General features: G+C 39.5%; 22 protein-coding genes. 4 read left to right on the forward strand and 18 right to left on the reverse strand.

The window, feature by feature from the left end; genetic code table 11:
* Positions 1 to 19: 19 nt before the first annotated feature.
* From KO172_RS01715 to KO172_RS01730, 4 genes are all read right to left on the reverse strand, one after another.
* A complete protein-coding gene (locus KO172_RS01715; RefSeq protein ID WP_215491856.1) occupies positions 20 to 2,149 on the reverse strand; it encodes an adenosylcobalamin-dependent ribonucleoside-diphosphate reductase in 2,130 nt (709 codons plus the stop codon).
* A gap of 271 nt (positions 2,150 to 2,420) precedes the next feature.
* Positions 2,421 to 3,623 (reverse strand): ATP-binding protein, encoded by a 1,203-nt coding sequence (locus KO172_RS01720; protein WP_215491857.1) that lies wholly within the window; start codon positions 3,621 to 3,623, stop codon positions 2,421 to 2,423.
* Between the two features lie 622 nt (positions 3,624 to 4,245).
* Positions 4,246 to 5,364, reverse strand: a complete 1,119-nt coding sequence (locus tag KO172_RS01725) for an ATP-NAD kinase family protein (RefSeq protein WP_215491858.1) — start codon at positions 5,362 to 5,364, stop codon at positions 4,246 to 4,248.
* Positions 5,339 to 6,589: a dihydroorotase gene (locus KO172_RS01730; protein WP_374047635.1), complete on the reverse strand. Its 1,251-nt coding sequence runs from the start codon at positions 6,587 to 6,589 to the stop codon at positions 5,339 to 5,341. Before KO172_RS01730 ends, KO172_RS01725 begins: the two co-directional genes overlap by 26 nt.
* 89 nt (positions 6,590 to 6,678) lie before the next feature.
* Between KO172_RS01730 and KO172_RS01735 the strand changes: the two genes are divergently transcribed.
* Positions 6,679 to 8,064: an aminopeptidase gene (locus KO172_RS01735; RefSeq protein ID WP_215491860.1), complete on the forward strand. Its 1,386-nt coding sequence runs from the start codon at positions 6,679 to 6,681 to the stop codon at positions 8,062 to 8,064.
* 49 nt (positions 8,065 to 8,113) lie between these two features.
* Positions 8,114 to 8,839 (forward strand): peptidoglycan editing factor PgeF, encoded by a 726-nt coding sequence (gene pgeF, locus KO172_RS01740; RefSeq protein ID WP_215491861.1) that lies wholly within the window; start codon positions 8,114 to 8,116, stop codon positions 8,837 to 8,839.
* Positions 8,840 to 9,063: 224 nt separating this feature from the next.
* On the opposite strand, the gene KO172_RS01745 is transcribed toward pgeF, so the two are convergent.
* The 3 genes from KO172_RS01745 to spoVG form a co-directional block, all read right to left on the reverse strand.
* Positions 9,064 to 10,335 carry an ATP-binding protein gene (locus KO172_RS01745; protein ID WP_215491862.1) on the reverse strand — a complete coding sequence of 424 codons (1,272 nt, stop codon included), beginning with the start codon at positions 10,333 to 10,335 and terminating at the stop codon, positions 9,064 to 9,066.
* Between the two features lie 184 nt (positions 10,336 to 10,519).
* Positions 10,520 to 11,884 (reverse strand): MATE family efflux transporter, encoded by a 1,365-nt coding sequence (locus tag KO172_RS01750; RefSeq protein WP_215491863.1) that lies wholly within the window; start codon positions 11,882 to 11,884, stop codon positions 10,520 to 10,522.
* Positions 11,885 to 12,000: 116 nt separating this feature from the next.
* A complete protein-coding gene (gene spoVG / locus KO172_RS01755; protein ID WP_215491864.1) occupies positions 12,001 to 12,309 on the reverse strand; it encodes a septation regulator SpoVG in 309 nt (102 codons plus the stop codon).
* Positions 12,310 to 12,465: 156 nt separating this feature from the next.
* Here spoVG and murC point away from each other — a divergent pair, with 156 nt between their 5' ends.
* Together murC and KO172_RS01765 are read left to right on the forward strand one after the other, a co-directional pair.
* Positions 12,466 to 13,854 (forward strand): UDP-N-acetylmuramate--L-alanine ligase, encoded by a 1,389-nt coding sequence (murC, locus tag KO172_RS01760; RefSeq protein ID WP_215491865.1) that lies wholly within the window; start codon positions 12,466 to 12,468, stop codon positions 13,852 to 13,854.
* Positions 13,855 to 14,115: 261 nt separating this feature from the next.
* Complete coding sequence (locus KO172_RS01765) at positions 14,116 to 15,507, forward strand: alanine/glycine:cation symporter family protein (protein WP_215491866.1); 1,392 nt, start codon at positions 14,116 to 14,118, stop codon at positions 15,505 to 15,507.
* Positions 15,508 to 15,582: 75 nt separating this feature from the next.
* On the opposite strand, the gene KO172_RS01770 is transcribed toward KO172_RS01765, so the two are convergent.
* From KO172_RS01770 to KO172_RS01820, 11 genes are all read right to left on the reverse strand, one after another.
* Complete coding sequence (locus tag KO172_RS01770) at positions 15,583 to 16,308, reverse strand: hypothetical protein (RefSeq protein ID WP_215491867.1); 726 nt, start codon at positions 16,306 to 16,308, stop codon at positions 15,583 to 15,585.
* 9 nt (positions 16,309 to 16,317) lie between these two features.
* Entirely contained in the window at positions 16,318 to 16,737 is a 420-nt protein-coding gene (locus KO172_RS01775) for a histidine kinase (RefSeq protein ID WP_215491868.1), read from the reverse strand.
* An 11-nt stretch (positions 16,738 to 16,748) separates the two neighbouring features.
* Positions 16,749 to 16,952, reverse strand: coding sequence for a helix-turn-helix transcriptional regulator (locus KO172_RS01780; protein ID WP_019214835.1), 204 nt, complete (start codon positions 16,950 to 16,952; stop codon positions 16,749 to 16,751).
* Between the two features lie 165 nt (positions 16,953 to 17,117).
* Positions 17,118 to 17,639, reverse strand: a complete 522-nt coding sequence (locus KO172_RS01785; RefSeq protein WP_215491869.1) for a GNAT family N-acetyltransferase — start codon at positions 17,637 to 17,639, stop codon at positions 17,118 to 17,120.
* Positions 17,640 to 17,844: 205 nt separating this feature from the next.
* Positions 17,845 to 19,152 (reverse strand): ATP-binding protein, encoded by a 1,308-nt coding sequence (locus KO172_RS01790; protein WP_215491870.1) that lies wholly within the window; start codon positions 19,150 to 19,152, stop codon positions 17,845 to 17,847.
* Positions 19,153 to 19,373: 221 nt separating this feature from the next.
* On the reverse strand, positions 19,374 to 20,174 hold the full coding sequence (locus tag KO172_RS01795; RefSeq protein ID WP_215491871.1) for a metal ABC transporter permease: 801 nt from the start codon (positions 20,172 to 20,174) through the stop codon (positions 19,374 to 19,376).
* On the reverse strand, positions 20,168 to 20,866 hold the full coding sequence (locus KO172_RS01800) for a metal ABC transporter ATP-binding protein (protein WP_215491872.1): 699 nt from the start codon (positions 20,864 to 20,866) through the stop codon (positions 20,168 to 20,170). The genes KO172_RS01795 and KO172_RS01800 overlap by 7 nt, the downstream gene beginning before the upstream one ends.
* Complete coding sequence (locus KO172_RS01805) at positions 20,853 to 22,094, reverse strand: metal ABC transporter solute-binding protein, Zn/Mn family (protein WP_215491873.1); 1,242 nt, start codon at positions 22,092 to 22,094, stop codon at positions 20,853 to 20,855. The genes KO172_RS01800 and KO172_RS01805 overlap by 14 nt, the downstream gene beginning before the upstream one ends.
* 94 nt (positions 22,095 to 22,188) lie before the next feature.
* Positions 22,189 to 22,875 carry a ZinT/AdcA family metal-binding protein gene (locus KO172_RS01810; RefSeq protein ID WP_215491874.1) on the reverse strand — a complete coding sequence of 229 codons (687 nt, stop codon included), beginning with the start codon at positions 22,873 to 22,875 and terminating at the stop codon, positions 22,189 to 22,191.
* 570 nt (positions 22,876 to 23,445) lie between these two features.
* Positions 23,446 to 24,282, reverse strand: coding sequence for a metallophosphoesterase (locus tag KO172_RS01815; RefSeq protein ID WP_215491875.1), 837 nt, complete (start codon positions 24,280 to 24,282; stop codon positions 23,446 to 23,448).
* 97 nt (positions 24,283 to 24,379) lie between these two features.
* Complete coding sequence (locus KO172_RS01820; protein ID WP_215491876.1) at positions 24,380 to 24,859, reverse strand: ABC transporter permease; 480 nt, start codon at positions 24,857 to 24,859, stop codon at positions 24,380 to 24,382.
* Positions 24,860 to 24,946: the final 87 nt, after the last annotated feature.

Raw genomic sequence — 24,946 nt, forward strand, 5'->3', positions numbered from 1 at the left:
CCTATATAGCAATATTAAATTAGATTGAGCAAGGACTATAACCACAGTCTTGGCACTCTCTACAACCGCCTGAGTGATTCATCTTGCCGCCGCACATTGGACACACGTCAGGATTTTCTGCAAGTGCGTTCTTTGCAAGTGCATCGATTTCGCCTTGAAGCTCGTCTATCTTTTCTTTAGTAGACTTTTTATTGTTTGAGATCAATATGCCGGCTCTTTGGCAGCCATCTCTATAGACAGTTACGCCCTTAAGGCCTTTTTCCCATGCGAACATGTATAGCTCTTCGACTTGCTCTACTGTAAACTCGTTTGGAACGTTGCATGTTGATGATATTGATGCGTCGATAAACTCTTGCCAAGCGGATTGAACAAGTATTCTGTCCTTGTAATCAAGGTCTTTACTTGTAACTATAAAGTCAGGAAGGTCATCTTCGTCTACGATGCCGTGCGCATCCATGTATTCACGAACTATCTCAGTGTAGACTTTGTAGTAAGTGTCTTCGTTGTTTAAGCTTTCTGTCTTTCTTGTGTATGAGATTTGGAATATCGGTTCAACACCATTGGAGCAGCCAAGTAGTGTTGAGATTGAGCCTGTTGGCGCCATTGTTAATAGCTGTGAGTTTCTTACTCCATATTCCTTAATTAAGTCGATTACGTCTGGATCGGCGTTCTTTTGAAGGAACTTTGATGCTAATAACTCTTTTTCTCTATACATTGGGAATGGTCCGTCTTTCTTAGCAAGCATAGCTGACTCTCTAAGTGCTTCATTTATCATGACTCTACCAATCTTTTTGATTAGGTCGATGGATTCGTCTGAGCCGTATCTTATGCCCATCTTGATGAACATATCTGCAACACCCATAAGTCCCAAACCGATTTGTCTTAGATTTTTAGCTACTTCTCTTTGTTCCTTAAGTGGATGAAGCTCTGCGTTCTCGTCAAGAACTCCGTTTAAGAATCTTACGCCATGTTTAACGGCTACTTTGAAGTCTTCGAAGTCGAAGTAAGCATCTTCCTTGAAAGGATATTTAACGAAGTTTGAGATGTTGATTGAAGATAGGTTACAGCTACCAAAGGCTGGTAGTGGCTCTTCTGCGCATGGATTTACTCCTGCAAATTCAAAGTCATCGAACTCACTCATTAGATGCCAAGAGTCAATTCTATCTTTGAACAAGATGCCTGGCTCTGCGTCGTTCCAGTTATTGTAAGCTAGCTTTTCAAATAATTCTTTGGCTCTAACCTTTTTGTGTATCTCTTGACCGTTGGCTTCAACAGTGAAGTGTAGGTCGTATTCTGTATCGTTTTTAACAGCCTTCATAAACTCGTCATCAACATTGACAGAGATGTTTGCAAAGGTAACCTTGTCAAGGTCATTCTTAACATTGATGAATTCTTCGATATCTGGGTGAGATGAGTCCATGTTTAGCATAAGGGCTCCACGTCTTCCGCGCATACCTATAAGTCCAGTAACTAAGCTGAATAAGTCCATAAATGAAACGGATCCTGTTGTAGTAAGTGCTGCGTTATTAACTCTTGCTCCCTTTGGACGAAGCTTGGAGATGTTTACACCGCATCCGCCGCCATAACTATAAGTTCTAGCTAGGTACTTTGCAGTATCAAAGATAGATTCGATGCTGTCTTCAACCTTCGGCATTACATAGCAGTTCGATAATGTAATCTTTCTTCCAAGCTTGTCAAGGCCGCGTCCTGCAAGAATTCTTCCTGCCGGCATAAACTTCTTGTCCTTGATAGCCTTTTTAATGTATTCACTTCCGCCACTTACTCTTGTAAGGAAATCATTGAAAGTCTCGCTGTCGTAGCGATACTTCTTTTCATAGATGTCCCTTTGTAGAGCAGTCATGTCCCAGCCCTTTTCTCTAAGCTTAGTTCTCTCTTGTCTGTAGAGGATGTACTTCTTTGCAACCTCTGGTCTATACTTCATTAGAGCAAATTCAACTAAGTCTTGTATGTCCTCTATATCGACTTGTTCCTTAGCTTTAAGCTCTTCAAAAACTTCACTCGCAATCTTCGATGAGATCTCTTCATCTACACCTTTTTCAGTCTCCTTCATCGCCTTTTCGATGGCAATCTTGATCTTGTCTTGCTCAAATTCAACAACATTGCCATTGCGCTTTTCTACCTTTAACATAAGTCCTCCTATCTATATATTGTGTTTAAAATTTACTTACATACATATTATAGTATAAGCAAGATGATATTTCAAGACAATTATTATGACATTATCTTCATATAATATCATAGAGTAAATTGTTTTAATACTAAAAGGCTAAGCTAAAAAGCATCAGTTCCCAAAGTCAAATATTTTTAGAGTTTGGGAAATAGGAATGATGAAGTGCTCTTGATTACTTGATTATGCAATAAAAAAGAACCTAGTATTAACTAAGTTCTTTGTAGATAAGCTAATTGTTTTTCTCATCTAACAGCCATCTCGCTAAATCAAATACCTTAACCCCCTCCATAAGCGTCATTGGGTGCTTTGTATTTGAGATAATGAGTTTTGGATAAGCATCTCTTATTGAAAGAAGCGGTTCTAACTCTCTCTTCATAGTTTTTTCGCTATTAATATCGTCCGATACTTGTATATATATTTTCTCATTTGCCTTCATCACAACAAAGTCTACTTCCTTTTCATAAAGTTTTCCGACGTAAACTTCGTAACCCCTTCTATATAACTCAAGAGCAACCATGTTCTCGTATATCCTGCCATAGTCCATGTTTTTTGTTCCAAGTATAGCGGATCTAAAGCCATGGTCAACCAAATAATATTTTTCTATAGTCGCTAGATAGGACTTGCCTTGTATATCGTACCTGTTCATCTTGTAAAACAAGAATGACTCACACATGTATGAGACGTAATCAGCTATAGTCTTGTGATTAACAGGCTCTTTGTCGCTCTTCAAAGTGTCCGCAATCTTTCTTAAAGAAGTAAGGTTCGATATATTCGAAAGCATAAAATCACCTAGTTTTTTTAGTAGCACCTTGTCTCTGATATCATGCCTTTGAACAAGATCTCTCATGATGCTTGTCTCATAAACGCTCTTTAAATAGGCCTTTCTGTCCTCATCCTTAGTATAGACGTAGGAGCCTGCCATGCCTCCCATATCAATATATGAGCTAAATGCCTTGTCGATGTCATCATATTCAAAATATTCCACAAACTCTTTAAATGAGAATGGAAATACCTCTACGCCAATGAATCTACCTGTGAATAATGTAGCTAGGTCACTACTTAGTAAAAATGCATTTGATCCCGTTAAGTAGATGTCAAAGCGTTTTTGAGAATGAAGACTATTTATAGTTTTTTCAAAATGTTTGCATAGCTGTACTTCATCTATAAAGAGGTAGTTATTTTTTGCATCTTGATAATGACCTATGATGTAACGATTAAGCTCTTTATAGTCTAACAGTTCTTCATTTTCTAATAATTGAAGATCAATATAGATAATGTTTGCCTTTGTATCGTTTTCTTCAAGATACTTTATATAGTTTTTAAGAAGCTCAGACTTGCCAGAACGCCTCATACCTGTAATAATTTTTATATCGGGCGTATTTCTAAGACCTATGAGCCTGTCTAAGTACTTTTCTCTTTTAATGATTTTCATAATATCACCTACTAAGTACATCATAGCACTTCTACTTCCCAAAGTCAAATATTTTTAGAGTTTGGGAAATAGGATTGAGCTAAGCTAGTTAAATACTTGATTGTTTATGTAACAAAAAGTGTTTTCCTTCGCTTGCTAGTCTACGAAAACTGATAATTTCTAAGCTTGTTCACCTGCGTTCCCATATTCGTTCGCTGCGCTCAACTAGATGGGCCCGCGGGCGGTTCGCTGCGCCAAGAAATTAAACAGTTTTCTCCGAATGCTACGCTCGTGAAAATCACTTTTCTCACTATTAAGGTATTATAGATGGAACGAGTTCAAGGGATCGTTTTAGTGCGAAATTCAAAAAAAATAGCTTGTAACAGTCCGTTACAAGCTATAATACATATAATTAATTATTTATTAATATTGGTAGCACTATCGACAAGATCATTATAATACTAAGTGCTAGTGCGAATGTTCTTGCTAGTGATTTACTCTTTCTCCATTTGCGTTTTAATTTACTCATAGTCTCCTCTTTCTATATATCAAGTGTTATTTCTATATGCCACAGAGAATATTATACTATGTTTTTATAAAATGTCAAGGCTTTTTATAAATTTTTGTCTGTTTCGCACAAATTTTATAAGTAAACAAGCTTTATGAGCTTCATATAGTTATAGTCGACGATGACGTTGTAGTAGCCAGCTAGGTACTCATTTGTTGCATCGTCTCCTGTGTCTGCTAGTAAATTGCCGCCTACTATGTTGTTAAGTTTGGACTGTGTTGCGATAACGATGATGTTTTCCTTACCAACTTCTCTTATTACTCTCGAGGAAAATTGCTGATTGCCACGGCCGAATATATATCCTTGTCCTCCTATGATGGTTACGATAATCTTTCTCTTCGGATACTTCATAAGTGCTTCGTAGATCTCTTTTTCGCTTGCGTCTTTCTTGATGAGCTTCTTATTATATACAAGGTCGACTCCAAGTAGTGAGTTCTCAAGGCCAAGTAGATTCATCACGGGTCTGATGCTTGAGCCGCTACCAACTATATACAAGGTGTCATCTTGCATCTCGTCTACAACAAATTGGGCGATGGACTCAAGGTCTGCATTCTCTGATGCGCTCTGTGGACTCTTGCCTACTTGCATCATCCTTCCTTTATTAACCACATTAAGTGCGCCATATAGCTTCACGTTCAAAATTTCCTTCCTGAACGCTTCTTCGTCTATGTCCATAACTTCTGACTCGATTATCTCGTAGGACTCATCTAGTATGAAGGCTCTGATGACTTCTGAGGCGGACTTTGGTGAAACGCCAAAGACTGAGCTGTGCATCTTTGTGCCAGCAGGTATACCGATTACGGGCTTTGTAAGGCCCACTGCGTCGTAGACGTCACGCGCTGTGCCGTCTCCCCCTGCAAATACAATCAAGTCCACATCCTTCTTAAGTATCTCTTTCAAAGCATTTTTCGTATCTTCCGCCGTAGTATCAGCATCTGTCTCGTAAACGACTTCGTAGTTTAGACTTAAATTCTTCATCTCGTCCTCGCCGAGTCTGTGATTTGCTGTGTAGACCATAAACTTATCCTTTATATCAACTAAGTGACTAAAAGCTTCCTCGCATCTTAGGTGCGCCTTCTCGCTCGCGCCACGCTTTATCGCTTCTTCGTATATGGCCTCGCCGTCTGATCCCTTTAGTGCAACTGAGCCGCCGACTCCTGCCTTTGGATTAACAATTAAAGCTACTTTCTTCACTATATACCACCTTTCCGTTCTTTATCGTATACATAACTTTTCCTTTTAATTTTTCCCCTATGAATGGCGAATTTTGAGACTTTGATGAGCTATGTTCATATATAAATTCCTTGTTTATATCGAAAATTACTAAATCTGCCTTCGATCCTACCTTGATTATGCCCTCTTCAAGTCCATAAAGCCTTGCAGGGTTCACTGTTAGCATCTTAATAATCCTTAGTAGATCAATACCATGCTTATGGTGAAGTTCACTTATAGCAAGCGGAAGTGCTGTTTCAAGGCCTATGATGCCGCTCGGTGCGCTGAAGAAGTCCTTTGCCTTCTCTTCTTTCGCATGAGGCGCATGATCTGTTGCAATCATGTCTATGGTACCGTCCTTGATAGCGCGGATAATGGCCTCTCTGTCGGCAGCTGTCCTTAGTGGAGGGTTCATCTTCGCAAGTGTGCCGTGCTTTTCTACAGCATCCTCAGTTAGTGTGAAGTGGTGCGGAGTGACCTCGGCAAATATTTTATCTGTGTACTTTTTATACTGCCTAATAATTTCTAATGAATCAGCCGAAGATATGTGCTGGAAGTTTAATTTTGAGTCAGCTTTTACTGCAAGGTAGGCATCACGCGCAACCATGACCGCCTCGGCAATGCCTGGAGCTGTTTCATTCTTACCTGCCTTCTTAATGAAGAATGGATCTTCTTCGTGTAAGCTGATTGGTGCGTCGTACTTTTTCGCTTCGATAAGTGCGTCGTACAATAATTTCGCCTTCATTATGGGCTTTCCATCATCGGTAAAGCCGACCGCTCCCGCTTTGTGAAGCGAGTCCATATCAACAAGCTCCTCACCTAGCATGCCCTTTGTTACTGTTGCGTTTTGGTATATGGATATGCCTAAATTTTTTGATCTATTTAAAATATCTTCAAGTGTATCAGTATTATCGACAACGGGCTTTGTGTTCGCCATAAGCACGACTGCAGTGTAGCCGCCTCTCTTTGCAGCAGCTGCGCCCGTAATCAAATCTTCCTTGTATGTTTGACCGGGGTCTCTAAAGTGCACGTGGGTATCAATAAGTCCGTGCGATATATATAGACCCTCTCCATCTATCACGCACTCATCTTCTTTATCGATGTTCTCATCTATCTCTGCGACTATGCCGTCTTCGATAAGCATATCAACAGAGTGAATGCTGTCATTGACTGTATCAATAAAATTAATCTTCTTTATTAACATCACACACCTCCATAACGATTTTTATAATTATACCCAAAAGATGATGAATTTTGCAAGCCGTTATGTTATAATATAAAAAAGGAGGAATTACTATGTCAGAAAAAATTTCATGGCTAACAGTTTCTAACGAGGTTCTTGAAGACATCACTGAGTACAACGAAGAATACAAGGACTTTCTTTCAAAGGCAAAAACTGAAAGACTAGCTGTTAAGGAAATCATCCGCATGGCTGAAGCTGAAGGCTTTAAGGATGTAGAAGGACTTATAGAAAAAGGTAAAAAAATTAAGAAGGGCGACAAGCTATACTTCAACAACAAAGAAAAATCAGTTCTATTATTCGTTATTGGTTCGAAGAAATTAGAAGATGGTTTAAGAGTTGTTGGTGCGCACATTGACAGTCCAAGACTTGACCTTAAGCAAAACCCACTATACGAAGCAAGTGATCTTGCCTTTTTAAAGACTCACTACTACGGCGGTGTTAAGAAGTACCAATGGACAACTATACCTCTAGCACTTCACGGTGTTGTTTACACTAAGGACTTAAAGAAGGTTGAGATCTCCATAGGCGAAGACGATGAAGATCCAGTATTTACTATTACAGACCTACTTATCCACCTATCACGCGAGCAAATGCAAAAGAAGCTTGCTGAAGGCATACTAGGTGAACAACTAAACGTACTTATGGGAACTATACCACTAGAGTGCGAAGACGGTGATGACAAGTCTAATCGCGTTAAAGCCAACGTTATGAGAATCATCAAGGAAAAGTACGGCATCGAAGAAGAAGACTTCAAGGTTGCCGAAATCGAAGTAGTTCCAGCAGGTAAGGCTCGTGACCTTGGTATCGATAGATCCATGATCTTTGGATATGGTCAAGACGACAGAGTTTGTGCATTTGCAGCGCTAAAGGGTATACTTGAGATGAAAGGTAACAAGCACACAGCTCTTGCTATGTTTATGGATAAAGAAGAAGTTGGCTCTATAGGTAACACTGGTATGGCAAGCTATGTTTTGGAAAATGCACTACACGAGCTTGCAGCACTTGAAGGCGAATACTCAGCACTTACTGTTAGAAGATCACTAAAGAACTCATGGGTACTTTCTGCAGACGTAACAGCAGGCCTAGACCCTAACTTCGACTCAGTTTATGAAAAGAACAACGCAGCAGTTTTAGGCGGCGGTATCGCAATCGCTAAGTACACAGGCTCAGGCGGAAAAGGCGGCTGCAACGATGCAAACGCAGAATTCTTAAGAGATGTAAGAGATATATTTGACAAGGCAGGAGTTGCTTGGCAAACAGGCGAACTTGGTAGAGTTGATGCAGGTGGCGGCGGAACCATAGCCTACCTACTAAGCAAGTACGGCGCAGAAGTAGTTGACTGCGGAACAGCAGTTCTAAACATGCACGCACCTAACGAAATCACATCAAAGTTCGACACATACATGTCATACAGAGCATACAAAGCATTCTTTGAATAAAATAGATAAGGAGCACCTTAGGGTGCTCCTTATGCATAAGAGGTGTTATATGAAAGATTATAAGATAATAGATGGGAAATACTTGATAAGTGACTACTTAGATGGGCTTGGCATCACAAATTTGATGAGCCTTAAGCCCATTAACATAAAAGCAAACGAAGACTACTTTACTGATGAGCTTCCAAAACTTCTTGAAGATATCGGCCTTAATTATAGCTCAATAAACGTAACACGCCAAGTGCACTCAAATAACATTGCCCTTGTTCATGATAATGGCACAAATTTCTACGACGAGACAGATGGCCTTATAGGTAAAAGTGGCAATGTGCTCGTGATTAAGAGCGCAGACTGCCTACCCGTCATAGTGTATGACAAAGTGCATAAGCGCATCGCTGCCGTGCACTCAGGCTGGAAAGGCACAGCAAACTCCATAGTCAAAGAAGCGATTAGTAAGATGATAAAGCTCGGTTCAAACGCGAAAGAGATGCACATATATGTAGGGCCACATATACAGAAGTCCTCCTTCGAAGTGAAAAGCGATGTAAAAGACATATTTGAGAAAAACTTTTCTTATGACGGCATCATAGAAAAGAAAGATGAAGAGCATTACTTGATTGATCTAGGAAAAGTCCTTAGCTTAGATGCGATGAGCCTGGGCGTTAAAGAGAAAAACATATACATCTCTAAGCTAGATACAGTCACAGATGAGCGCTTCCACTCATATAGACGCGACAGAGAAAAGTATGGACTTATGTATACACTGGTATGTATATAAACTTTAAGAAGAATTTGATATTTTGTCGCGAATATGATACAATATTCGCGACAAAGGAGAAGATAAAATGAAGCAATGCTAGCTAAGTAAATTTAGCTGGCATTTTATTTATCTCGTCTCATTCAAATGTGTATATCAAGCCATCTTATAATTTTCATCCAAGTAAATGGCGCGATTTTATCCAAGTAAATGGCGCTTTTTCATCCATGTAAATGGCAAACAATCTATGGCCTTAATGATGTTATTGGCACGACATATACTCCGTCATTTCTTTTATATGCAAAAGGTGCTTGTGCACACAAAACCATCATAAATGAAGGTGCTTTCATGCTATTAGTATCGATAAGCTCAGACAAAGACTTAAGTGTCTCAGCCCCCTCTTCAATAAGTTTGTCTCCACCCAGTTTTATCTCAACAAGACCATAAGAACCATTTCTTAAATGAATGACAGCATCACACTCAAGTCCGCTCTTGTCTCTGTAGTGATAAACATTACCATCTAAAAGCTCTGAATATACCCTTAAATCACGAACAGCTAAGTTTTCAAACAAAAATCCCATAGTGTTTAAATCATTAATTAAATCTTTAGGGCCAATACCCAAAGCTGCTGTAGCAATGGATGGATCTATAAAATATCTTGTATCCGTCGAACGGATAGCCGTTTTTGAACGAATATTCGGGTTCCAAGCAGGAGCATCCTCAATCACAAATATCTTCTTTAGTGCATCAATATAAGAATAAAGTGTTGTCTGATCAAAAGTATCAGCCTGATTAGCCAGAATATCCGCCCTTATAGTCTCCAAAGGAGCCTGCGATCCCACATGCCTTGCGTATGACCTAAGTAGCCTTTTAGCCTTTTCTACATCTCTCTTTACAGAATCAACCCTGCTTATATCGTTTTGAACAATAGAGTCGTAATAATCAATTGCTTGAAATAAAGCAGTTTTCTCTCCTAGCCCTATCGCCCTAGGCCAACCACCTCTACATATCAAGAAAGCGATATCATCCAAACTTGTGTTGTTCGTAGAAGATATCTCTTTGCCATCAAAAAGATCTCTTAGAGAAACTGATCCATCTGAGTCCTTGGACTCATATAAACTCATAGTCCTCATATAAAGTCTCGATATCCTTCCAGTCCCTGTGTGCATAGACTCATCAAAGTGTGCTGGTACTGCAGAGCCACTTAATATAAACTGGCCAAACTCGTCTCTTTCATCAACCTCATAGCGAACTGCGTTCCATATCTTTGGTGCAAGCTGCCACTCATCAATAAGTCTAGGAGTCTCTCCTTCGAGCAGGGCAGCAGGATTAAGCTCAGCCATCTGTTGATACTGTTTAGTCATATCTGGTTTGTCTATAGCTATAAAGCTCTTTGCAATTTGTTTTGCAGTTGTAGTTTTGCCGCACCACTTTGGTCCTTCTAGTAGTATAGCTCCCTTTGACTCTAGTCTTTCACTGAGTAAGTAATCAGCAATTCTTTCTAAATAATCTCTCATACCAGCCTCACCTCTTAGACTCATAATAGCACATATATACACATTTGTCAATATTTATCCAAGTAATTGGCGCATTTTTATCCAAGTATTTGGCGCGATTTTATCCAAGTAAATGGCGCTTTTTCATCCAAGTATTTGGCATACAAAAAAGAGCAGCCTAAGCTGCTCTTAGTATATTCATCTCTTAGTTTGTTACGTTTTTTATCCATTTCTTTGATATTACTCTTGGTAGCCCTATGCAAGCCTTGGCTACTTCTTCGCAGCATGCCATCAAATACACAAAATGTAGAGGTAATTTAAATACTACTGAGCCTAAAAATGACATTGGCACTCCAATTAGCCAAACGCAGCTCATCTCTAAAAGCATTGAGTATCTTGTGTCTCCACCGCCTCTAAATATGCCGACTACAAGGGTCGAGTTATGTGTTTTAACAAAAAGTATTAGTCCCATAGCTATAAATAAGCTTGATGCGATTGCTTTTGACTCTGCTGTGATATTTGGAAACATCACAAAGAAAGCATCTCTAAATATTATCATCAAGCCGCCAAGTATAACGCCTGTTAGTGCTGATAACTGCAAAAGCCATGTGCCGTATTTGTATGCTTTTTCTTCATCTCCTGCGCCAATGTAGTTACCGACTATAACTGTGCATGCGCCTGCTAAGCCTCTAGCTAGAACGAAGAATATATTTTGTACTGTCATACCTATCTGCAAGGCTGTAACGCTTCTTGTACCAAGCTTTGCGTATGCAATTTGGTATACGATTTGGCCTAGTGACCAGAATGTTTCGTTTATAATAACTGGTCCGGCTGTCATTATATACATTTTTTTGAAATGGCTGTCGAATGTCACGAAGTCTTTTAATTTGCCTGTTAGTGGTCCTCTATGTTTTTTAAGTGCTATATATAAAACTGAAAACTCTAGTATACGTGCTAAGATGGTACCTAGCGCTCCCCCTGCTACGCCCATGGCTGGAAAGCCAAATTTACCGAAGATGAAGACGTAGTTGAAGAAGGCGTTTCCGAAGAAGGCAACTGTCGAAGCTACTAGTGGTGTCTTGGCATTGCCTATGCTTCTCATTGATACTGAGTAAATAAAGTTCACCGCTGTAAGTATGTATGAGAAAGATACTACTCTAAGGTAGGTTACTCCATATGGTATAACTTTTGGGTCTTGTGTAAAGACTCTCATAAGCTCTTCTGGTATCGCTAGTGCAAGTATCGTAAAGACTAGTGACACTACTACGGATAAGATAAGAGCCATACCGTGTGACTTTCTAACTCCTTGGTAGTCTTCTTTGCCGTAGAACTGAGCGATCATAGCTGAAGTTCCTGTCGCTATACCAAAGCAGATCAAGGTCATAAAGAAGAAGATCTGGTTGGCAAGTCCTACTGCTGATATTGCGTAGTCACCTAGTGATGATATCATGGTAGTGTCTAGTGTATTAAGTACGCTCGCAAGCAAATTTTGCAGCGCAACTGGCACCGCAAGACTATATACTAGTTTAAGAAAGTGCTTATCTTGAAACATAGCTTTTAAATTTTTCATCTAACTCATCCTTTCAATCGTCTAATTTTACCACTAAAATGAATATCTTGTCAAGTTCCTATCAAACAAAAAAGAAGCCTCGCTTAAGGCTCCTTTAAACTTACTGATTCAAATGACTACTTTTCTTCCATTACTAGTATTTCTTCGTCAGCTTCGTTCTTAGCATCTTCAAGTGCTGCTTCATAAGCTTTGTAAACTTTTTCTTCTAGGTCAGCTCTTGTTTCTGTGTTGATTGGGTGAGCTATATCCTTGTATGGTCCGTTAGGTACCTTTCTTGAAGGCATTGCTACGAACAAACCTTCCTTGCCTTCGATAACCTTGATGTCGTGAACAACAAAAGCGTTGTCGAATGTAACTGAAGCTGTAGCTTTAAGGTTCAATCCTTCCTTAGTAACAAGTCTTACTCTTACGTCTGTGATTGTCATTTTCCATCCTCCTCGTTTAGCTAAAATATTTGCTTGCTTTTTGTCATAATATATATTATGATAATCATATAAGCATAAACATACACTAGCTTATATATATATTATACTAAAGAGTTGAAGATAATACAAGTACTTTTTGAAATTTTGGGAGGAAAAATGGGCTTTTTTTTGAAAAAACACAATATTGACAATATATTTTTCATAGGCATAGGCGGTATTGGTATGAGTGGTCTTGCAGAATTACTTATAGCGGAGGGCTGCAAGGTCAAGGGTACTGATACTGGTGAGAGCCAAATCATAGAAAGACTTAAGAAGATGGGTGCCGTTGTATACAACAAGCACGAGGCAAAGAACGTTGAGTCATCTAAGGTCGTTGTCTACACTGACGCAATACGTCCTGACAACCCTGAACTAATTAGAGCAAAGGAGCTTGGTCTTGAGATCTACGATAGAGCTTCCTTCCTTGGCGAAGTGATGAAGCTATATCCAAACTCAGTTTGCGTATCAGGAACCCACGGCAAGACTACAACTACGTCGATGATTGCCTCGATCACAACACATACACAGATGGACCCTACCATACTCCTAGGTGGTGAGCTTGACGAGATAGGTGGCAACATCAGAATCGGTAAAGGAAACATCATCATCAGTGAGGCGTGCGAGTACAAGGCAAACATACTTAAGTACAATCCAACTATGGCGATGATACTAAACATTGACGAAGACCACCTTGACTTCTACAAGAACATCGAAGACATCATCGCAACTTTCAAAAAGTATGCAGACGACGTACCATCAACAGGCTACGTTCTATATAACAAAGACGACGAGCATGTCCTTGAGGCGATAAAGGATGTCAAGGCAAAGACTATCAGCTTCGCGGTTGATGCAGACGCAGACTACAAGGCGGAGAACATCACCTATGATGAGAATGGCTGTGCGAACTTCGACCTTGTTCACAACAACCAAAAGACTGAGATCAAGCTAAGCATTCTAGGTAAGCATAACGTGTATAATGCACTTGCTGCCATTGCCATGGCAAACACTTACGGCGCATCACTTGAAGATATCAAAAAGTACATCTTATTATATACAGGAGTTCACAGACGTATAGAGACAAAGGGCTACATAGGCTCTGTGCGCATCATAGACGACTACGCCCACCACCCTACTGAGATCATGGCGACACTTGAAGCTGTGAAGAAGATGTCTAAAGGTAGAATCATAACTATATTCCAACCTCACACATACACAAGAACGCAAAAGCTATTGCAAGGCTTTGCAGAAGCGTTTAAGAGAAGCGATATAACCATCATCACGGACATCTACGCTGCCAGAGAGAAGGACACTAAGCTTGTGCACTCGAAGGACTTAATCAAGTCTATGAAGGAGCACGGCTACGACGCTATGTACATCTCGAAGTTTGAAGACATCGAAAACTACTTACTTGACAACCTTAGAGATAACGACATCATACTTACAGTTGGTGCAGGTAACATATACAAGCTTGGCGAGGATCTACTAAAAATTAAAGAAGGAAAGTAATATATAAGACAAGGCTCTCAGAGATGAGAGCTTTTTTTCTTTCTCTTGCTATGTAAATGATTCTAGAGGCTACATAGCAAGGCTTCTACTACAGGCCTCGCTATCAAATATTGAATTTTTTATATCACAAACGCTCTTAGTATAAAATTATCTTATGCTATGAATAAGAATTTTTCATTATAGGATTCTTATATTTCATTTACACTTTACTCTGTTTATGTTACAATTGAACAGGTGACAAATTTTAAAGGAGGTATGTAAATGCTTAATACATATTTAGCATTCAAACTAGAGCCTATCATCAAGGCTATCAATAGTGTATTATGGTCAAAGTTTTTGATGTATGCACTACTAGCTCTAGGTATATTCTACACTATATACTTAGGCTTCCCGCAGATCACTAAGATTGGTCTAGCGTTCAAGTACGCTTTTGGAGGACTTTTTAAGAAGAAAGACAAAACAGAAGTTAAAGACGGCGAAATAAAGGTAAACTCATTCCAAGCACTTGCTACAGCGATCGCTGCACAAGTTGGTACAGGTAACATAGGCGGTGTTGCTACTGCTGTTGCATCTGGTGGACCAGGCGCGATATTCTGGATGTGGGTTTCAGGTATACTTGGTATGTCAACTATATTTGCAGAGGCAGTTCTTGCTCAGCTTTACAGAGAAGAAAGAGACGGAGAGCCTGTCGGTGGACCTTCATACTACATTTCTAAAGGTTTAAAGTCTAAACCACTTGCAATTATATTCTCTATTACAATAATTCTTGCACTTGGCTTTGTAGGTAACATGGTTCAATCAAACTCAATCTCACTAGCTTTGTCAAAGGCGATAAATGTTAATGCACTATACATCGGTATTGCTCTTGCGGTTCTTGTTGGCTTCGTTATTATTGGTGGTCTTAAGAGAATCACGACTATGGCTGAGCTTATAGTTCCATTCATGGCAGTAATCTACATCATCGGCAGCGGCTTTATACTATATGTATACAGACATCACTTGCATCTAGTATTTAGGATGGTCTTCACTGAAGCTTTCTCTACTCAAGCAGTTGTCGGCGGTATGGCTGGTACTGTTATGAAGGAAGCTATCAAAAACGGTGTTGCAAGAGGCCTTTTCTCAAACGAAGCTGGTATGGGTTCAACTCCACACGCTCACGCAACTGCAAATGTTAAGGACCCTTGCATACAAGGTTTCGTTGCGATGGCAGGAGTTGTTGTAGACACTATCATCATCTGCTCAATCACTGCACTTGTAGTTATCGCCACAGAAGCACACTTCTCAGGCGAGCAATCAGTTGCCATCACGCAATATGCATTCAAAGCAGCCTTTGGTGAGCCAGGATCTATCTTCCTTGCAATCTCACTTATGTTCTTCGCCTTCACAACTATAGTTGGTTGGTACATGTTTGGCGAGATGAACATCCGCTACCTATTCAAAGGTAAGACAGCAATCAATGTATATAGAGTGCTTGTACTTATATGCATAGTTGTTGGCTCGGTATTCGGCGCATCAATCATTTGGGACCTTGCAGATACATTCAACGGTTTCATGGTTATTCCGAACCTTATCGCCCTATTCTTACTTGCACCACAAGTTAAGAAGGCATACAAAGGATATGTAGCTAAGAAAAAAGCTGGCGAATTAGATTAATTTTGTATATTGAAAGGCTCTCACCATAAGGTGAGAGCTTTTTTACGTGCAAAGAGCTAATATATAATTATAAAACTATTTGTCAAAATTTGCTTTTAATAGAGCTTCGAGGCTATCGTAGCCTTTGCAGTCAAGCTCAGTCATGTTAGCAGTGTAGTCGCCTTTTGAATCGATGACAAGGACTTTATTTTCCTTATCAAGCTTGTATTTAAAAGCAAAGATGCTGCTTAAGTAGTCTATGTCAAAGTAAAGAGTCTCACCCATGACCTTCGCTTCTTCAGGCGCGTGCTTTTTATAAGAAAAACTATCAATGCCGTCGTCATCGCCATCAAAAGCGTAGCTGATATTGTAGCTTTCGTTGTAAGTCAAAGCAAACTCCATACTTCCAGGGTAGACACCGTAGAAAATTTCGTTGTCATTAACGAGTTTTGAGTAATCAGTAACTTCGTCTAAAGCCTTGTCGTCAGCATATTCGCCACTCTTCCAAGTGCGAGCCATGACCTTGTTAATGCCAGAGACGCTAAATAGCCTTGCGTTAATATTCTCTACGTAGCCGTAGTCTTCGCCGTCAACACTTACAGCGTAGTCAATACAGTCAAATACATCTACTTTTTCTTTACTTGTTTTTTCTTCCTCTTTTTCTTCGCCTATAGGCTCCTTGCCCTCTTTAGTCTCAGGCACCGCATCTTGATTTGCGTCCGCTTCCTTGATTCCCTTATCTATGGCCTCCTCCTTGTTATTTCCTCCGCACGAGACCATAAACATGGATAGAGCGAGTAAAATTAATAATATTTTTTTCATATAAACCTCCTAAACTAGTTTATTGAAAGCCTTCTTTTGAAGATCATCAAGCCTTTCCTTGTTGCCCTTCGCCATAGCACCAGTAAAAGGCACCTCATAAAGCACCTTTGCTCCTAGATGAACTAAAGTGATGTTCGCCTTGCTGCTTTTATAATCCACAGTAAAATTTTCAATCTCCTCCCAAGGCATCAAAACAAAATTTCCCTTCACAGTGTTTGAAATTTCCTTCTCATATATGCCCTTCTCATTAAAGTACAACACAAAAGATCTAGCACCGTCCATAATGTAATACAATCTACTCAAAAATAATTTTAATAAACCCCTTTTAAAATCATTACGTTTTAGGGCAAATAAATAATTTTTATCGTCATTAAAATCTTCCTTGACCTTATCTGCGATTTCACTCGCAGTATTCATTAAAAGACCCACTTCTATACCTCCTACTTAAAAATAAATACTTCCTTGATGTCTTTGCCTAAGACCTTGCAAATCTTGTAGGCAGTCTCAAGACTTGGACTGATAGTTCCCGCTTCATATGCCATAATGGACCTTCTCTTTAAGTCCACCGCCTTGGCAAGCCTGTGCTGCGAAAGGCCCTGCTCCTTTCTAAATTCAGCGATTCTGTTTTCGATTATAACGTCCAAACTATCACCCCCCTTATAATTATGGTTACATTTATAGTACTAAATATGTTACATTTATAGTACCATAGTCATAGATCTTTGTCAATAGTTTTTTATAAAAATAAAAAGTGACCTAGATAAACTAAGTCACTGTGCTTATGGTTTTGAATGTTCGATTTTTATTTTTTATTTAAAGCTAATTAATTCTTCTTCTTTTAATTCATAAACAACTGTAGATTGCAACTCTCCAAGCTGATTTGTCCACGAGTCATAATCTACACGAATTTTCTTAAAGCCAAGCTTTTCATAAACGTGTTGAGCTCTTTTATTATTTAGATTTGTCGTTAGGAATATGGTCTTCGCACCCATTTTGAAAAGCTCTTCTATAAACAAAGTAAGTATTACTCGTCCAAGCCCCTTCTCTTGATAAGTGCTATCACATATCTTTATACCTATCTCGCATCTAGCATCATCAGAAAACTCATAATTCATCTCGCCAATGGCCTTGCCTTTGTACTCAATCATCAAAACTCTGTGAAGATCAGTGTAATTTTTGATCTGCCCTTTGATTCTCTCTTCATTAGTGTTCACACCATTGGGGAAGCCTGCGTGAGCCATGACAGAGCCGTCATTCCACCAAGATGCGAGCTGAGCAGCGTCAGCCTCTACAGCGTTTCTAATTAAAATGTCTTTATAAATTATCTTCATAAGTAAGCTTACTCCTTGATTTATAGATTCTTCTTGTAATATATAAATAATACCACGAAAATGGCTAAAAGTAAAGAAAAAGTGACTTAGAACTAACTAAGTCACCTGTGATTATGGCTTTGAATGTCCGATTTTTGTTTTCAATGTCCGATTTTGATTTTCTATTTCAGAATATTTCCATTATGGAACTTTTTCTAAATATATCCTAAATAATTGTATCCAAACTGTCTTTATTCAATAAAAAATCAAATAAATTTATAGTTACTATACCATTGTCGTCTAAAAACGCTTTTACTCTGTCTTTAATTATAATTATCTTTTTGAATGAATCATCTATATTTAATAAAGATTTCTTCTCCTGCTCTGCTTTGTCTAACGATTGAAGTGAATACGCTGACTGAATGTAGTACCTCTTAGTACCAAGATTGGCAATAAAGTCGACCTCTCTTTGCTTCTTTATGTCCTTATCGTTTTTGTCCTTCTCTCTAGTCATGACCATGCCGACATCGACCATGTAGCCGCGATGCCTAAGCTCGTTATATATAATGTTCTCCATCAGATGCGTTGGCTCAATCTGCCTAAAGTTTAGCCTTGCATTTCTAAGCCCAAGGTCTTCAAAATAGATTTTATAAGGCGTTCCTATATATTTTCTGCCCTTCACATCATATCTATAAACTTTTTTTAAAATGAATGAGTCTTCAAAGTATTCAATAAACTTGTCAATGGTATTCGCGCTAATTTTTGATTTTAGTGATGATGAAAATGTAGCCTCTATCTTCGATGGATTTGTTAAACTTGACATACCTGATGCCAATACATTTAAAAGATCTGCTAATTCACTATCTAAGCGAATGTCGTACCTATTAACGATGTCTCTTAAATATACATTGTCTAGCTGAGTCTTTAAATAATTCATCTTGTCTTCGTCACTATTCATAGAGCAAAGTGCTGGCAAGCCGCCAAAAACTTGATACTCAGCGAAAGCATCTTCCTTGTCTAGGCTAGTCGTTTGCATATACTCCGAAAAGCTTAGCGGCATAACATGTATCTCGTCTCCACGGCCCGCAAACTCAGTTATTATGTCCTTCGATAAAAACTTTGAGTTGCTTCCAGTAACATACACATCAAAGTTATCTTGATGCAAAAAGCCATTCAAAACTTGCTCAAACGATGCGAGTAGCTGCACTTCATCTAAAAGTATATAGTACTTGTCCTTAGTTTTGCTCTTGTCCTTGATGTACTCTAAAAACTTCTTCGGATCAACAAGCCTCTCCCCACTCAAAATATCTAAGTCCATAAGATCTTCACCAATCTTAAGTAGGTCATCACCCGAATCAAAGGCGAATTTAATTATATGTTCTTCATCTATACCGCTTTCAATTAAATAATTGTAGAAGATGGTATTTAGTAAATATGACTTACCGCATCTTCTTATACCAGTAATAACCTTAATAAAGCCGTTATTCATTTTGCGAATTAATTTATCTAGATAAAAATCACGTTTAATTTCCATTCTTTCACCGCCATTCTATTTCAGAAAAATTCCATTATGGAACTTTTTCTAAATAGATTATATCATATTTTATGAAAATAAGCAATTTCTATTTCAGAATATTTCCATTATGGAACTTTTTCTAAATAGGATTTATTTACTTATTTAATTTTTCTTCAATGAAAGCCCTCAATTGTAAAGAAAAAGTGACCTAGCTTACTAAGTCACTTCTTATCCGTTATTTACTTTACTTTCTTGCGCAGTTTTGATGCGATGAAGAAGACAAACATTCCTAGTACTGCTGCGAGTATGATTGCTCCACCCGGTTTCACGTCGTAGTAGAAACTTGCTGTGATACCACTTAGCATATACACAAGGCCTAAGAGTATGGTAATTATCAGCGTCTTCTTGTATGAGCGTGCTAGTATCAGTGTTGTTGCAACTGGAAGTACTACTAGCGATGTCAGCATTAGTGCGCCTACTAATTTCACCGCCATAGCTATGGTGATGGCGCTTAGTAGTGTGAAAGCTGCGTTTACTAATTTTACTTTTACTCCCGATAGTCTCGCTGTGTTTGGATCTATGGCGATGGCAAGTAGTCCTGCATACTCTTTGATACTTGCAAATACTACAAAGACAAAGACTACAAGTGAATTAATCACGTCCTGCATAGATACTGAAGCGATACTACCAAATAGGTAGGAGTCAAATGAAGTTCCGCCTGGTGCGAAGTCCGAAAGTATCGAAGCTACGCCAAGGCCTATACTCATGATGATGGCTGTTGCCATGTCGCCATATTGAGGAAATTTATGACGAATGATCTCGATTAGAAAGGCTGCAACTATGCAGATCCCTAGCATACCGATTAGTGGGTCAAATCCTAGTATAAGTCCCATACCAACTCCTGCTAGTGCTGAGTGCGATAGTGCGTCACCTATCATCGAAGTTTTTCTGTTTACCATAACCACGCCGATGGCTGGTACCATGATTGAAAGGAAGAAGGCTACTACGAGTGCCTTTCTCATAAATGCGTACTCTAGCATGTCTTCGCCTCCTTGTTCATTTCTAATTTATAAAGACCAGTGTCCTTTATCTCGTAAGTTGCGTCTAGTTTTGCATACTTCATAAGCTCGTCAAGGTCGTGCGTAACTAAAACTATGCTTGTGCCTTTGTCGTCATTTAAAGTCTGTATTGTTTTTAAGAAGGAAATTCGACTTTCTTCGTCGACGCCAGCTGTTGGCTCATCAAGTATTAGAAGTTTTGGATTGTTAAGCATGGCTCTGGCTATCATAGTTCTTTGCTGAAGTCCTCCAGATAGCTCGTTAACCGGTTTGTTCTTGTACTCTATAAGTCCCAAGTACTCCAAAATCTCATCCACCTTTTGGTAGTGCTTCTTGCGTGGGAACTTAAAGAATCCAAAGTCCTCGTACAGATTCAAAACCACCATCTCTCTAACGGTGATAGGGAAGCTAACCTTGCTAACAACACTCATTTGTGGCACGTAGCCAATGTCCTTGTAGCTTTTGTAAGACGCTATATTTTTATCTAAGACTTCTACCGTGCCCTTTTGTGGTTTTAGTTCGCCCAGTAAGTTCTTGATGAAGGTTGATTTGCCGCTGCCGTTCGCTCCAACGATGGCGATGAATTCACCCATCTCAAGCTCCAAATTTATACCAGATAGAACTTTGTGATCAAGGTATGAAAAGTCCAAATTTTTTATACTAATTGCTTTCATTTTGTTTCTTCATCTCCTCATATAGATTCGTAAGGTTCATCTTCATCAAGTCGATGTAGCTCATCTCGTCAATAGTTTGACCAGGTATTATAAACTCCATACTTGCTAGTGGGCTTATATCCGAGCCAGCTATCTCCTCAGATATAACCTTGGCGATGGCTGTTGGCGCACCGTACTCGTAGAATATCGTCTTGATATGTCCTTTCTTTGCATAGTCTATGGCCCTGACCATGCTTCTAATGCTCGGTTCACTCATAGATGTTAGGCCTTGAAGTGGGTACTGCGTAAGCTTAAAGTCCCTCGCAATGTAGGCAAAGGCGTAGTGCATAACGATGAACTCCCTCTTATCAAGCTCTTGGAACTTGTCGCGAAACTCAGTTTGCATAAGAGTAAGAGTGTCAACAGCGTTAAACCTTCTCATATCTATCATCGCGGCCTTATTAGGAACGAGCTTCGTTATCTCACGCGCGATGGTATTTAGATAAGTCTTCGCATTGTTGATAGATAGCCACGAGTGCGGGTCGTAAGTTACCTTGTCAACCTTTTGCGAGCTGCCCCTTAAGAGCTCCTCACCCTTCATAGGATTGTCATGCATATCGACAAACTCGAAAGAAAGTATATCCTCAGGAAGCCTGTCAGTGTAGACTATCCACTTACCGACTTCAGGCAGTACATAGTTTAGCTCGCCAGACTCGTGACGCATCTTTATCCTATAAACCTTGCCGTCCTCAACATCAAGCTGCGTCTCTTGGCGAACGATGTCACCTTCCACGTTCATGATCTTGCGGCCCTCCTTGATGAGCTCATCCTCGCTCATAGTGCCGTCATCCCTCTTAAACGCTATACGCAAGAAGTCTTCGTGAGTGTGGCCAAAGAGCATATTGTTCCTTTTTTCCTTGTAATCAAATCTTGTCATCAGCTGAAAATCGCCGATGGCTGCAGCGCCCGTGTATGAGATTAGGTCAACATTGTCAGATAAAGTTAAAACCTTTAATTTTGGAAGATTCTCCTTAATCTTGTCAACCCACCTCTCCATATTCGCGCCGTTAACAATCAAAAGATCAGCCTTAGCTAGCCTTTTTATATCCTTAGCCGATGGTTCCCACTCGTGCACAGTAGCAGAAGTAGGCATAAAGCTCTTCACAACTACATCGTCTGCGGCAACCATCTTCGTAAGCTTGTATATAGGGAAAAAAGAGGTATAAACAACAGGTTTACCCCCAGTCATACCTCTTTCTTCTATAGCATTATCACATGAAAAAAATGTTATTGATACAAGGAGTAAACATAGGAATATTAATTTTCTCCTCATATTAACTAAATTACTCAGTTAATTCTTCAGCAATGTCTTGGCTGTCTACAGATGTTCTGATGTATGTTGGGAACCACTTGCTGTCTTGGTCCTTAATATCATCTAAGTTATCAGTATATCTTGTGTGATAGTGAGCTAAGTGCTCTTCGCCATGGATTTGCATTAAAGCCATGTACTTCTTAACATCTTTAGAATCAGTTTCAAATACGAACCAGTTAAGAGTCTTGTTTCCGTGAGGAACTTGGATAGTGTCAACTAATTTGTACTCAGCCTTAGCAATCTCCTTGCCTTCACCAATCTTGCCATCATAGAAAGTGATAGTGTTACCTTCAATGTGTAGACCCTTGTAGTCAGTTGCTCTTCTTTCTTCGATACCCTTGATGTAGTCATCAGCTGACATGTTTTCTTCCTTAGCCTTCTTTTCGATAGCTTCCTTTACAACAGGATCATCATAGAAAGCGTTGATAGAGTTCCAGTCACCAGCCCACATCTCTAAAGTAACTTCTTCAGAAGGAGCCTCAGTCTTTTCCTCAGACTTATCTTCAGCCTTTTCTTCAGTCTTGTCGTTAGTTTCAGCAGCTGCTTCAGTCTTAGGTTCTTCCTTAGCAGGCTCTTCGTTCTTCTTGCAAGCAAACATCATAGATGAAACTAGAGTAAGAGCTAGAGCTAGCGTTAAAAATCTTTTTGCGTTTTTCATTAAAAAAACCTCCTAATAAATTTCTTTTAGTGATTCGCACCCTTCTCTTAGAGGCGCCAACCATTAGCTATGTTAGCACAGCCTTATACATATGTCAATAGCCTCTAGAGCACTAAATGCATACCTTTGAAGCGATTTTGATATAAGAGAGCATTTATATTAACCCAAGTTAATATTTTCTAATTGAGTGATGCTCAGAAGGGTTAGCACCCACTAATACATCTACATACTTGCATATATAGAGCAAATTTCATCATTTATCACGAATAGACATATTGGAAAACTTTTGAAAATTTTGCTTAGTATAAAAAAGTTTATATTAGTACTTGCACAAAAAAGAAGAAGGCATCGCTACCTTCTTCTTAAGTGATTTATTTTGTTTTGCCAAAAAATCCATACAAAGCGATTGAATCATCGCTATTTTAATTTCGCTGGAAAAATGAAGAACCTCGTCTTTAGGCGAGAACCTTTGCACTACGATTGATTGCGCGAAGTGGACCGACGAAGCAAGCGGAATGTACTAAACGTACATGAGCATTGCTAAGGAAGGAACAAGCGCAAGGGCGAATTTTAGCGCGAAATTTTTATTATGACAAGTTCTGGTCGATTGAATATTCGTGGTACACGTGTTGACTCACGTGCCAAACCCCTACTCACTATCATCTCAGTACCATGGTCAAAGCTATATAAACCGCCAGCATATTTCGGGAAGAAGCCCTCGTCCGGCGCGAAAGTGCCATTTAAAATGCCGGGTATGCGCCACTGACCACCATGTGCATGGCCAGTAAGTATGAGGTCAAAGCCATAATCAAGGTAGATGTTCACAAAGGAAGGACGATGCGCAAGAAGTATGCTAAACTCATCAGCGTGCCTTGCATCACGAGTCTTATCAAGCTCCGCACGCATGCCGATGCCACGTCCAGTGTAGCGCGCCTGGTCAGGATCGTTCACGCCGCTAAGAGTGATCTCGTTAGAATTTTGACTCACGCGCACGCACTTGCCGCCGATGTCCTTAATGCCATGCTCATCAAGCCAAGCAAGCATCTCATCTGAACGCATGCTCCAGTACTCGTGGTTGCCAGTAACGTAGTAGCACGGGTAGTCCTTTGCAATGGCTGTAAGGAAGACTTTCGTGTTCTCATCAGGTATCTCGTCGTCAAAGATGTCACCGCCCAGTAGAACGATGTCAGGCTTTTCTCTGTTCACCGCATCAATCAACGTTTTTTGCCCTGCGCCGTACCTACATGAGTGAAGATCCGTGATGAGCGCTATACGCATGGGCTTATTTATTTTATCCGAAGTAATAGTGTAGTGAACAGTTTTTAGACGCACATCAAAAGCTAGTAGCGCAAGGACTATTAGCAAGACGAGGATGATGTACTTAATGTGTTTTTTCTGTATTTTCATTTATTGCTCCTTAAATCTACTTAAAAACGGAGAGTATCAGCCCTCCGTTATGATTATTATATTAAATCTTGCAAAGCTTGTCAAGATATATAGTTCATTAAAACAATGTCAAGAGATAGCCATCCACTGCTGCGACGACTATATACATAGGAATCGCTCTTAGAAATGCTTGGATGTGCTTTTTGGGACTTAGGTACAAGGCTTTCTCTGGGACTTTCGTTAGTCTTATACGACTTGCATTTCTCCACCAAAGTAGGTCTATGACTAATAGGTCGAAGACATTTAGCGCTTGGCCTAGTATGAGTAAGTTTATAAAGTTTTGCATAAAATCTTTTGTGTGCATAAAGAATCCGAAAATTATGAATAATACTAAAAACACCACAAGGTTTGCAAGCCATGTGCGCACCATATTAGCTTCGTGGAACTTACCCTTATACTCTTCTACTTCTCTTATGCGTCTTTGTACTTCGTCTGGGTAGGAGGCGTAGCTCCTTAGGTTCTTCTCATCTGTGCCTGTTCCGAGGTAGCATAGGGCGAAGAAAAGCGCACATAAAATGATTATCTCTATAATTAACATGGTATCACTCCTTTTACTTTATTATATCACATTAGCTATGGCTAATAAATATTTTTAATAATTTCAAAGACATTTGCAAAATAAAAG

Source organism: Fenollaria sporofastidiosus, assembly GCF_943169635.2.
Lineage (GTDB): Bacteria > Bacillota > Clostridia > Tissierellales > Peptoniphilaceae > Fenollaria > Fenollaria sporofastidiosus.

What these genes read in the sequence shown, in the direction of transcription:
- pgeF (WP_215491861.1), top strand. Translation starts at nt 8,114, where the DNA reads ATGAAAGATTATAAGATAATAGATGGGAAATACTTGATAAGTGACTAC.
- KO172_RS01795 (WP_215491871.1), bottom strand. Translation starts at nt 20,174, where the DNA reads ATGCTAGAGTACGCATTTATGAGAAAGGCACTCGTAGTAGCCTTCTTC.
- KO172_RS01735 (WP_215491860.1), top strand. Translation starts at nt 6,679, where the DNA reads ATGTCAGAAAAAATTTCATGGCTAACAGTTTCTAACGAGGTTCTTGAA.
- KO172_RS01815 (WP_215491875.1), bottom strand. Translation starts at nt 24,282, where the DNA reads ATGAAAATACAGAAAAAACACATTAAGTACATCATCCTCGTCTTGCTA.
- spoVG (WP_215491864.1), bottom strand. Translation starts at nt 12,309, where the DNA reads ATGACAATCACAGACGTAAGAGTAAGACTTGTTACTAAGGAAGGATTG.
- KO172_RS01720 (WP_215491857.1), bottom strand. Translation starts at nt 3,623, where the DNA reads ATGAAAATCATTAAAAGAGAAAAGTACTTAGACAGGCTCATAGGTCTT.
- KO172_RS01790 (WP_215491870.1), bottom strand. Translation starts at nt 19,152, where the DNA reads ATGGAAATTAAACGTGATTTTTATCTAGATAAATTAATTCGCAAAATG.
- KO172_RS01810 (WP_215491874.1), bottom strand. Translation starts at nt 22,875, where the DNA reads ATGAAAAACGCAAAAAGATTTTTAACGCTAGCTCTAGCTCTTACTCTA.
- KO172_RS01765 (WP_215491866.1), top strand. Translation starts at nt 14,116, where the DNA reads ATGCTTAATACATATTTAGCATTCAAACTAGAGCCTATCATCAAGGCT.
- murC (WP_215491865.1), top strand. Translation starts at nt 12,466, where the DNA reads ATGGGCTTTTTTTTGAAAAAACACAATATTGACAATATATTTTTCATA.
- KO172_RS01785 (WP_215491869.1), bottom strand. Translation starts at nt 17,639, where the DNA reads ATGAAGATAATTTATAAAGACATTTTAATTAGAAACGCTGTAGAGGCT.
- KO172_RS01805 (WP_215491873.1), bottom strand. Translation starts at nt 22,094, where the DNA reads ATGACTGGGGGTAAACCTGTTGTTTATACCTCTTTTTTCCCTATATAC.
- KO172_RS01715 (WP_215491856.1), bottom strand. Translation starts at nt 2,149, where the DNA reads ATGTTAAAGGTAGAAAAGCGCAATGGCAATGTTGTTGAATTTGAGCAA.
- KO172_RS01820 (WP_215491876.1), bottom strand. Translation starts at nt 24,859, where the DNA reads ATGTTAATTATAGAGATAATCATTTTATGTGCGCTTTTCTTCGCCCTA.
- KO172_RS01800 (WP_215491872.1), bottom strand. Translation starts at nt 20,866, where the DNA reads ATGAAAGCAATTAGTATAAAAAATTTGGACTTTTCATACCTTGATCAC.
- KO172_RS01745 (WP_215491862.1), bottom strand. Translation starts at nt 10,335, where the DNA reads ATGAGAGATTATTTAGAAAGAATTGCTGATTACTTACTCAGTGAAAGA.
- KO172_RS01770 (WP_215491867.1), bottom strand. Translation starts at nt 16,308, where the DNA reads ATGAAAAAAATATTATTAATTTTACTCGCTCTATCCATGTTTATGGTC.
- KO172_RS01750 (WP_215491863.1), bottom strand. Translation starts at nt 11,884, where the DNA reads ATGAAAAATTTAAAAGCTATGTTTCAAGATAAGCACTTTCTTAAACTA.